The sequence below is a fragment of the Microbacterium sp. genome, assembly GCF_036566905.1.
Taxonomy (GTDB): domain Bacteria; phylum Actinomycetota; class Actinomycetes; order Actinomycetales; family Microbacteriaceae; genus Microbacterium.
On the sequence record NZ_DATCVK010000021.1, the window covers coordinates 1 to 10,349 of the forward strand.

The window sequence follows — 10,349 nt, forward strand, 5'->3', positions numbered from 1 at the left end:
GTGGCCGCCGCCGCCCCAGCCGCCACCGCCGCCACCGCCACCGTCGTGGCCGCCGCCGCCCCAGCCGCCGCCGCCCCAGGCGCCGCTGTCGATGGAGTTGCCTCCCGTGTCGTATTCGCGGTTGCCGACCGGCGAGAAGTCGAGCGCGACCGGAAGGACCGCGTCCACGTCTGCCGCGCAGATGCCCTGGAGACCCGCGTTCTGCAGAGCGGTGTCAGGATCGGCTGCGAAGTCCGCGCCGGCCTGCGGGCTCTTGAGCAAGCCCATCAGGAAGTCGAGCAGTGCCGTTGTGATGTTTGCCATGATCTGTTCCCCTCCTCATAGAGGTGTGAGTTCGATGACCGACACCGATGCCGGCCCCCACGAAGAAGCCTGTCGCGTCTTGCCGCCGACGGCATCGGTGCGGATCCCCCTGTCTTTCGGTGGCCCATGGGGGGGCGGACGCTGCGTGGGGACGGGGTTCCGACGAGCGAGTGGGGGTGACCGATAGGGGTGTGCAAGTGGAGTACGGGTTTCGGATCGGGGGCGGATGGGGGGGTGGGGGTGTTCGGGATCGGGGGAGAGGGCGAAGAGCTCGGGATCGCGCGGGCGACTGACGCTAATGAGCTCCGTCACCGTCGTCGAGCTCGAGGCGCAGCCGCGCGATCAGCTCCGAGCGCGTGGTGACGCCGAGGCGTCTCCGGATGCGCGCGATGTGATGCTCCGCCGTGCGTGGGGAGATGAAGATGGCCGCGCCGATCTCCGCGTAGGTCTTGCCTTCGAGGACCAGTCTGGCCACTTGGAGTTCACGCGCGCTCAGCGACCCGTCGTCGCGTCGGTCCTCCGCCGTCTCGCGGGGCTCATGCCGTGTCTCGGATGCCGCCGCCTCTGGATGCAGGTTGCGCGCGAGGGCGAGCAACGCGATCGTGTCCCGGTGGTCGGCGGCTCGCCCGGCCGCGTGGCCGGCGAGCCGAACCGCATCCCACTGGTACCCCGCCGTTGCGAGATCGCGCGCCGCTCGTTCGACCGTCGGGAGGTCGACATCGCCGGCGAGAGCTGAAGCCCACACTCGACCGGCCTCCGCCAGACGGCTCGCCACTCGATTCACTGGAGCGGCGTCGAGCAGCGCGGTCGAGTGCGCAGCCAGTCCCGCGTGGTCGTTGCGCAGGATCGCCGCCTGGAGTTCCGCCCAGTGGAGGTTGGTCGACCAGGAAGCGGGCATGCCGGCAGCGTCCAGCAACGCCCAAGCGCTGGCGAGCGGCTGCGCGATGAAATGCGACTCGTCGAGCCGTGCCGCCGCGACAGCGATTTCCCCCAGCGCGGGAAGCGCGGTGAGATCCATCGGCATGCGCGCGACGGTCTGGCGGGCGGCCGTCCATGCCCGGACGAGTGTCGCGAGGTCGTCGGTGCGGCGGGCGAGCCCGATGCGCACCGAGTGAGCGAGGACCTCATCACGGAGCCCCAGGGGTCGTTGCGAGGAGTCGGCCGCCTCGAGGAGCCTGCGTGCGCGAGCGGGACGGTCGGCGCGCAGCTCCACGAGTGCCTGCGTCAGCCGGAGCCGATTCCGGAATGCCGGGCCGCCCTGCACGGCTTCGGCGGCGGAATGCAGAACGCCGGCGGCGATGTCGAGTTCGCCTGCGTTGAGTGCGACGTGCGCGGCGAGCACGGCCGGCGCCTCCGGCAGCGGGACGACCTCGCCCGACTCGTTCATGACGCTCGATGCCTGGAGGAGTGCCGACAGAGCACGATCGGGCGACCCCTCGATCGCGTCGAGGATCCCCTCCGCGGTGAGTGAGACTGCGACGTGAGCGGACGTCGAATACTCCACGACCGGCGCATCCGCGAGTGCCGATCGAGCCTGCTCGCGCGCTCCGAGCACTGCGAGGGTCACGGCAGCGAGCGGCGCCGCCGAGGCCTCGGCATCCGCGAGCCCGACGTAGGCGTCGGCGGCTCGACGCAGCATCCCCTTCCGAGCCCAGATGGCCGCAGCGATGTGCATGGCACGGGGGAGGTCGGGGTGCTCGCTGCCCGTCAGCAGTCCGTCGACCAGGCGCTCGGCCGCGTGGATGTCGCCAGCAGCCCAGGCTGCCTGTGCTCGTCGAGCGCCGAGGGAGGCGATATCCGCTCCCGCTTCGATCGATGCTGCGTAGAGGCGCCATGCGTCGACCGGCTCGGTGGGCAGCGCTGCGTCGGCTTGCGTGCAGAGCGCTCTCGCCACTCGCGGATCGCGGAACCCGTGGAGGGCGAGCTCTACGGCGGTGCCGCCGAGGGGGAGGCCGGCCGCCTCGATCGCGTCCACCAACTCTCGCCGCATCGGCCACAGCTCGTGTGCCGGGGTGCCCTGCAGGATCGTGATCCGCACGATGGGCAGCAGCGTTCCGTCGGGCGAGACCAGCCCAGACGCCCGGGCCGCCGCCATCAGGTCGCGGTGGTCGGATCCGGCGAATCGCGCCGAGGTCGCGAGCGCCGGCCCAGAGATCGAGAACCCCACGGCGAGGGCGACGGTGAAGTCGAGGAGCTCTCGGTGGAGCCCGTCGATCGGGTGCCGGAGACGCTCCAGTGCCGCAGCCGGCAATGGGGTCGCCGGATTCAGGTCCCAGCCGTCATCGCGCACCGCAAGGAGCAGTTCATCGACGAACCGAGGGCTTCCTGATGTGAGGTCGAGAACGCTCTGGGCCTGCTCTTCCGGGAACTCCTCGCCGAGTACTTCCGCGGCACGCCGACGGATGTCGGCCGCCGAAAGGTACTGCAGCGCGAGGTGGGGCCGCTCCCGTCCGAAGTGATCCACGAGTCGGGCCACCGACTGGGAGCGAGGCCACGGACGGAAGGCGATGATGATGTGCGGCCCATCGCCGCGCATGAGGCTCGTGAGCGCAGCGACGTCGTCGTCGCTGAGATGCGGGGCATCGTCGACGAGGAGAACCGCGCGTTCGCCGCCGAACTCCGCCCTGGCGTACTCGTCGAGGCTCCTGACCACGTCGAGTCCCTCCCTGCGCAGAACCACTGCCAGCTCGTGCAGGAAGGTCGATTTCCCGGCGCCCCCAGGCCCGGTGACCCCTGCGTGGATGGGTGCGCCGCCATCGAGCAGCTGGCGAAGGAGCGCCTCGGCATCGTCCCCACCGAGTGTGCCCTGGGCCAGACCCTCCATGGTCGAGAGCGCCGGGGTCATGGCTCGGACACGGGCGGGTCCGTGGGACCCGGCGCCGGGTCGGGAGCAGGACTCGGCACGGGGTCCGGTTCGGGCGTCGGATCGGGCACCGGTTCAGGCTCAGGTTCGGGCTCGAGCACAGGGTCCGGTACCGGATCTGGTGCGGGGTCGGGGTCGGGCGACGGCTCGGGGTTCGGCGTCGGATCCGGGGCGGGGTCGTTCGCGGACGACGGGGCCGAAGGTGCATCCTCCGTCGACGTGCCGGTGCTTCCCCCGGTTTCGCCGTTCGCGGGGGACAACGGGCGGTCGGAGGTCATCGGCAGTGCGTCCTCGTCCGAAGCGTACGTTCCGTCCGTGTCTTCCTCCTTCTGGAACACCGGATCCAGCGGAGCCTCGATGAGTGGAGCGGCGCCGGTCACGTACCTTCCGGCGGGAATGCTGCCGACGTCGGCGGTCGATCCGCCGGGAGCTTCGTCCTCTGGCTTCTCCTGAGTCCCGATCGCGACGGGCGTCACCGGGATGAGGACGGCGATGAGGGCGGCGGCGACCCCCGCAAGCACGGTGGCGCGCACGCCGACCGACGGGCCGCGCGTCGTCGATGCGGCGGCTCCGACCGGAACGCCGGCAAGGGCCAGCGGATCAGCGGCGACGTCGAGCGTGGGGTCTGATCCATCTTCAGGGAGTTCGATCGCCACCGGTGCCAGACGGCGAGAAGCGGCCACGGCCGCGCCCAGGCTGATCGAGGCTTTGGGATCGGAATCGATCGCGACCGGCAGCTCGAGTTCCGCGGAGATGAGCTGCGCGACCGCGGGGATGCGCGATGAGCCGCCGATGAGCAGCACCGTTGAGATGTCGCAGAGCTCGAGCCGCGCATCGGTGACGGCAGAACGCAACGTGTCCACCGTCCGCCCGAGGTCGGCGGCGATCATCTGATCGAACTCCGACCGTACGAGACGCACGCGAGCCTGTGCCCTCGGCAGGAGGACGGGGACGACGGTCTCGGCGTCGAAGGAGAGCGCCTCCTTCGCTTCGACGCAGTCACGGCGGACCCGTGCGAGAGCGAGGGCTTCGTCGGGCTTGGTCTCATCGAGGTCGTCGAACGCGTCGCCCGCGAGCGACTTCACGTGCTCGAAGATCCGTTGGTCGAAGTCCGCGCCGCCCAGGTGTTCGATGCCGGTCGGTGCGCCGATGAGATGGAAGGCGGCGTCATCCTGCATCCGGAGGACCGCGGCGTCGAATGTGCCGCCGCCGAGGTCGTAGACGGCGATCGCCTCGCCACTGTCGACCTTCTGCCGGTCGAGGTAGTGCAAGCCGGCCGCTTCGGGTTCGCTCACGAGCTCGACGCCGCCGAGCCCAACGCCGGTGAGGGCCGCGCGGATGAGCTGGAGGCGGTGCTCGCCCCACGACGCGGGATGCGACAGCGCGATGACTCCGGGTGCCGCGCCCTCGTGCTGCTCGGCGCGCTCGACGACCCACAGGGCGAGTATCGCGAAGATGTCCTCGGGTGCGACGCTGAGCTCCTCGACGATGATGGGCGTCTGGTCGCCGATGCGGCGCTTGAACTCCCGGACCAGCCGCTCCGGGTGGTCGATCGCCCGGCGCTCGGCCGCTTCGCCGACGAGGACGCCGCCGTCGTCGCCGAGGAATACGACCGTCGGCACTGCGGTCCGGCGTGACCCGAGTTCCAGCGGTTCGATGTCCATCGAGCCATCCGGCCGGCGTCGACCGATGGCGGCAGCGGTGAAGCTCGTGCCGACGTCGATGCCGAGCACGAAGGAGGTGCCCATTGCTCTGTCCCCTCACAGTGTGAGCGGCTCCGACCGGTCGAGTGCGTCCGAAGGAGCCCCACAACAGCCTGAGTATCTCTCATGAGCAATGTGGTGGCAACGGGTCGGTTCGCGTCGGAACGCCGATTTGGGGGACACGCGGGTGGGTCGACAGCGTCGCATCGCCGGGATTCCGCGCCCGGCCCGGCAAACGCCGCGCCTACCCCCCAAAACAAGGGTCGGGCCCTGGGACTCGCCGTGCTTGTCCCCTGAACAAGGGCCGAGCCTGCGACACTGGCGGGGCCCATACTTGGGACCAATGGGACGAGTATCGAGGACCACGCTGTCGGTCGCTGTGGCGATCGCGCTGCCGGTTGCCTTGAGCGGCTGCGGGATGTCGCTGTTCTTTCCGGTCGTGGAGGAGTCCACGCCGTATCCCGAGGACGTCGACGCCGCGCTCGAGCCGTTCTACTCGCAGGTGCTGCGCTGGGACCAGTGCGGCGAGTTCCTCTGCTCCACGGCACGCGCGCCCCTGGACTGGGACGAGCCCTCGGCCGATGAGATCGAGCTTGCGCTCATCCGCCAGCCGGCGCAGGCGGACAAGGTCGGCTCATTGCTCCTCAATCCGGGCGGGCCAGGCGTATCGGGGTACGACGTCGTGGCGGCATCCATCGACCTCGCCGTCACCGAGACCGTGCAGGATCGGTACGACGTCGTCGGCTTCGATCCGCGTGGCGTGGGGCGCTCGACCGCCGTCACCTGCATGAAACCGAAGGAGATCGACGACGTCCTGTACGGGGTCGCGCCCGGGTCCCGGGGCAGCAACGGATGGATCACCGGCCAGAACGAGCTCACGCATTCACTGGGCCAGGCGTGCCTCAGGAATACCGGACCGCTGCTCGCGAATGTCGACACGCTGAGCGCCGCGCGCGATCTCGACCTCATGCGCGCCGTCCTGGGTGAAGAGCAGCTCGATTACCTCGGCTTCTCGTACGGTGCGTATCTCGGCACGATCTACGCGGGCACCTTCCCCGACAAGGTGGGGCGGCTCGTGCTCGACGGCGCGATCGACCCGAGCCTCGGCGAATCACAGATCACCCTCGCGCAGGCACAGGGCGTGGAGACGGCACTCCGGTCCTACCTCGCCGCCTGCATGCCCGCGGCGACCTGTCCCTTCCAGGGGACGATCGACGATGGCATGGCGATGGTGCGAAGCATCCTCGATGCGGTCTCGAAGAACCCGATTCCATCGGCGGACGGGCGGACGGTCGGCGCGGACACACTGCTCATCGCCATCGCTGCTCCGCTCTACAGCGTCGACACGTGGCCCGCACTGGACACGCTGTTCACCACCATCCTCGCCGGGAAGCCGGACTTCGCCCTGACCCTCGTCGATGGCTACTACGGGCGCACCGCCGAGGGGACCTACACCAGCAACCTGTTCGAGGCGCTCCGTGCCGTGCGGTGCCTCGACTACCCGGCGCAGAACAACGTCTCCGTCATGAAGGAGCAGGGCAAGGCGCTGACCGACGCTGCCCCGTACCTCGGGCCGTACTTCGCGTACAGCGACCTCTCGTGCCTGTCGTGGCCGTTCCAGTCCGAGAATGTGCCCGGTCCCGTCGCGGCGCCCGGGGCGGCACCCATCCTCGTGCTCGGCACGACGAACGATCCATCGACTCCGTACCAGTGGGCGGTCAACGTCGCGTCGCAGCTCGAGAGCGGCGTCCTCGTGACACGCCAGGGCGACGGGCACACGGCATTCAACAAGGGCAATGCCTGCGTCGACACGACCGTCGAGCAGTACCTGATCGAAGGCGTCGTGCCGCCGGTCGACGTGTTGTGCTGACGCCGGCACCCCACCGGTGCCTTCGGTGGCGTCGTTGACCGGATGCCGCGGTCGGAGCAAGATTGAGGAGGCGCGCCCGGCCGCGCGGAATGCAGGTGTCTCATGGTCTCCTCGAACGAGCGCCGGCCCGATACCGAGCCGGACTACGACGCGGTGCTCGACGTCGCCGAGCGCTTCGCCCGGGCCTGGCTGGCAGGGGTGCGCGAACGACCGATCCCACCACGGCTGCACGCCGACGACATCAAGGATCGACTCGGTCGCGATCTGCCCGAAGACGGCGAGCCGGCGACCGACGTCATCTCCCGCCTCGCCGACGGCGTCGAGCCCGGCCTCATCGCGATCGGGTCGCCCCGCTTCTACGGCTGGGTGATCGGCGGCACGCAGCCCGTCGCGCTCGGCGCCGACTGGCTCGTCTCGGCGTGGGACCAGAACACGGGCCTGGAGGCGATCTCGCCGGGCGCGGTCGCCGTCGAGGAGCTCGCCGGCGAATGGCTGCTCGATCTGCTCGCCCTCCCGCCGCAGAGCGACGTCGGCTTCACGACCGGCGCCACGATGGCCCAGTTCTCCTGCATGGCGGCCGCGCGGAACGAGGTGTTGCGCAGGGCCGGATGGGACGTCGAGGCCCGAGGCCTCGCGGGCGGGCCGGCGATCCGGTTCATCGCCGGCGAGGAGCGCCACGGCACCATGGACCTCGCGGCGCGGTACCTGGGGCTGGGCGCGCCGATCACGGTGGCGTCCGACGAGCAGGGCCGCATCCGCGTCGATGAGCTGGCCGCGATGCTCGCCGATGGCGAGGGGCCGGCGATCGTGGCGCTGCAGGCCGGCAACATCCACTCCGGCGCGTTCGATGACTTCACCCGCGCGATCGAGGCGGCGCACGCGGCGGGAGCATGGGTGCACGTCGACGGCGCGTTCGGGCTCTGGGCGGCCGCGTCGCCGCGTCTCCGGCACCTGACCGCGGGATACGAGGCAGCCGACTCGTGGTCGACCGACGCCCACAAGACCCTCAACGTGCCGTACGACTGCGGCATCGCGATCGTGCGCGACCCCACCGCGATGCGTCGCTCGCTGGGCATGCACGCGAGCTACCTGCAGGCCACCGAGATCGGCGCCGACCCGCACGAGAAGGCGCCCGAACTCTCGCGGCGCGCCCGCGGTGTGCCGACGTGGGCGGTGCTCCGCTCGCTCGGTCGCGAGGGCGTCGCCCGGCTCGTCGACGGTCTCGCCGCGGCGGCCCGCGGCATCGCCGACGGCGTCGGTGCGCTTCCCGGCGTCGAGGTGCTGAACGACGTCGTCTTCACCCAGGTCTGCATCGCGCTCGACACCGACGAGGCGACCGAAGCCCTCAGCGAGCGCCTCTGGAGCGACGGCGAGGTGCTCGCCATGACGTCGCGCTGGCACGGCCGCGCCGTCGTGCGCTTCTCGGTGAGCAACTGGCGAACGGATGCCGCAGAGGTGCGCCGCACAGTCGATGCCGTCGCCCGTGCGCTGACCGCGATCCGGGCCGAGGCGGGCCCGCAGCGATGACGGTGGCCGGCGCAGCAGCCCCGGAGTCGGCGGCATCCGCTTGAATGGAGGCATGACGGAGGCGCTCGACGCGTTCTCGCCCGCGACGCGAGCATGGTTCACCGAGTCCTTCAGTGCGCCCACCACCGTGCAGAACGGTGCGTGGCAGGCGATCTCCCGGGGCGAGCACTCGCTCGTCGTCGCCCCGACCGGTTCGGGCAAGACTCTCGCGGCATTCCTCTGGGCGATCGACCGCCTGCACCACGAGGGTGCCGACGCCGACTCCACGGGCACGCGCGTCATCTACCTCTCCCCGCTGAAGGCGCTCGGTGTCGACGTCGAGCGGAACCTCAGGGCGCCCCTCGTCGGCATCGCCCGCACGGCGGCGGCGCACGGCATCGAGGTGCCGGAGGTCTCCGTCGGGGTGCGCTCGGGCGACACGCCGCCCGGCGAACGGCGACGGCTCGTCACGCACCCGCCCGAGATCCTCATCACGACGCCCGAGTCGCTCTTCCTGATGCTCACCTCGGCGGCTCGCGAGACGCTCCGCGGGGTGCAGACGGTGATCGTCGACGAGATCCACGCGCTCGCCGGCACGAAGCGCGGCTCCCACCTCGCGCTCTCGCTCGAGCGGCTCGACGAGCTCACCGCGGCGCCGGTGCAACGCATCGGGCTGTCGGCGACCGTGCGACCCCATGAAGAGGTCGCGCGATTCCTCGGCGGCACCAGGGCCGTCACGATCGTGGCCCCGGCCTCGGGCAAGAAGTTCGACCTGCGGGTGACGGTGCCGGTCGACGACCTCTCCGACCTCGCCGGCGAGACGGGTGCGGGCACGGTGTGGCCGCACGTCGAGGAGGCGATCCTCGACGAGGTGCTCGCGCACCGCTCCACGATCGTCTTCGCGAACTCCCGGCGGCTCGCGGAGCGGCTGACGGCACGGCTCAACGAGCTCTGGGCCGAACGCACGGCGGCACCGGTCGATGTGCTCGCCGTTCCAGGCGGTGCTGAGCAGCGCACGCCCGCAGAGATGGTCGGCGCCTCGGGCGTCACCACCGGCGCGCCACCCGTGATCGCCCGATCGCACCACGGCTCGGTGAGCAAAGAGGAGCGGGCCCTCGTCGAAGACGACCTCAAGTCGGGCCGGCTGCGCTGCGTCGTCGCGACGTCGAGCCTCGAGCTCGGCATCGACATGGGCGCGGTCGACCTCGTCATGCAGGTGGAGTCCCCGCCATCGGTCGCGAGCGGCCTGCAGCGGCTCGGCCGGGCCGGTCACCAGGTCGGCGAGACCTCGAAGGGCCTCATCTTCCCGAAGCACCGTGCCGACGTGCTGCACTCGGCGGTCGTCGCCGAGCGCATGATCGGCGGCGCGATCGAAGAGCTCCGCATCCCCGCGAATCCGCTCGACGTGCTCGCCCAGCAGACGATCGCGGCCACGGCGCTCGACGAGTGGGACGTCGAGGCGTGGTTCGAGCTTGTACGCCGTGCCGCGCCCTACGCCGCGCTGCCCCGCTCGGCGTTCGACGCGACCCTCGACCTGCTCGCGGGGCGCTACCCCTCCGATCGCTTCGGCGAGCTGCGCGCCCGCATCGTCTGGGACCGCGACGCCGGCACGATCGTCGGCCGGCGCGGCGCCCAGCGCCTCGCGGTCACGAGCGGCGGCACGATCCCCGACCGGGGCCTGTTCGGCGTGTTCATGGTCGGCGAGGCAGGCCCGGGGCGCCGTGTCGGCGAACTCGACGAGGAGATGGTCTACGAGTCGCGCGTCGGCGACGTCTTCGCCCTCGGGGCGACCAGTTGGCGTATCCAGGAGATCACGCACGATCGCGTGCTCGTCGCCCCCGCCTTCGGCGAGCCGGGGCGCCTGCCGTTCTGGAAGGGCGACGGCATCGGCCGCCCCGCCGAACTGGGGGCGGCGATCGGCGGATTCATCGCCGAGCTCTCGGGCGCACCGGCATCCGACGCCCTCGCTCGCAGCCGTGCCGCAGGGCTCGACGAGCGCGCCGCCACGAACCTCGTGAAGTTCATCGACGACCAGCGCGCGGCGACCCGGGTGGTGCCCGACGCGACGAACCTCGTCGTCGAGCGCTTCCGCGACGAGCTCGGC

General features: G+C 70.9%; 6 protein-coding genes. 3 read left to right on the forward strand and 3 right to left on the reverse strand.

What is annotated here, in order from left to right; translation table 11 throughout:
- The 3 genes from VIP82_RS02200 to VIP82_RS02210 all read right to left on the reverse strand — a co-directional run.
- Nucleotides 1–303 (reverse strand): IniB N-terminal domain-containing protein (locus VIP82_RS02200; protein WP_331905659.1); only part of this gene is annotated, 303 nt, incomplete at its 3' end.
- Between the two features lie 295 nt (nt 304–598).
- Nucleotides 599–3,148: a LuxR C-terminal-related transcriptional regulator gene (locus VIP82_RS02205; RefSeq protein WP_331905660.1), complete on the reverse strand. Its 2,550-nt coding sequence runs from the start codon at nt 3,146–3,148 to the stop codon at nt 599–601.
- On the reverse strand, nt 3,145–4,914 hold the full coding sequence (locus VIP82_RS02210; protein ID WP_331905661.1) for an Hsp70 family protein: 1,770 nt from the start codon (nt 4,912–4,914) through the stop codon (nt 3,145–3,147). Before VIP82_RS02210 ends, VIP82_RS02205 begins: the two co-directional genes overlap by 4 nt.
- Nucleotides 4,915–5,212: 298 nt before the next feature.
- Between VIP82_RS02210 and VIP82_RS02215 the strand changes: the two genes are divergently transcribed.
- The 3 genes from VIP82_RS02215 to VIP82_RS02225 all read left to right on the forward strand — a co-directional run.
- Nucleotides 5,213–6,739: an alpha/beta hydrolase gene (locus tag VIP82_RS02215; RefSeq protein WP_331905662.1), complete on the forward strand. Its 1,527-nt coding sequence runs from the start codon at nt 5,213–5,215 to the stop codon at nt 6,737–6,739.
- Nucleotides 6,740–6,841: 102 nt separating this feature from the next.
- Entirely contained in the window at nt 6,842–8,266 is a 1,425-nt protein-coding gene (locus VIP82_RS02220; protein ID WP_331905663.1) for a pyridoxal phosphate-dependent decarboxylase family protein, read from the forward strand.
- Nucleotides 8,267–8,318: 52 nt separating this feature from the next.
- A partial coding sequence (locus VIP82_RS02225; protein WP_331905664.1) for a DEAD/DEAH box helicase occupies nt 8,319–10,349 on the forward strand: 2,031 nt, incomplete at its 3' end.

Bases quoted from the DNA above. Each gene is read 5' to 3' on its own strand.
- VIP82_RS02220 (WP_331905663.1), top strand. From the start codon at position 6,842: ATGGTCTCCTCGAACGAGCGCCGGCCCGATACCGAGCCGGACTACGAC.
- VIP82_RS02210 (WP_331905661.1), bottom strand. From the start codon at position 4,914: ATGGGCACCTCCTTCGTGCTCGGCATCGACGTCGGCACGAGCTTCACC.
- VIP82_RS02215 (WP_331905662.1), top strand. From the start codon at position 5,213: ATGGGACGAGTATCGAGGACCACGCTGTCGGTCGCTGTGGCGATCGCG.
- VIP82_RS02205 (WP_331905660.1), bottom strand. From the start codon at position 3,148: ATGACCCCGGCGCTCTCGACCATGGAGGGTCTGGCCCAGGGCACACTC.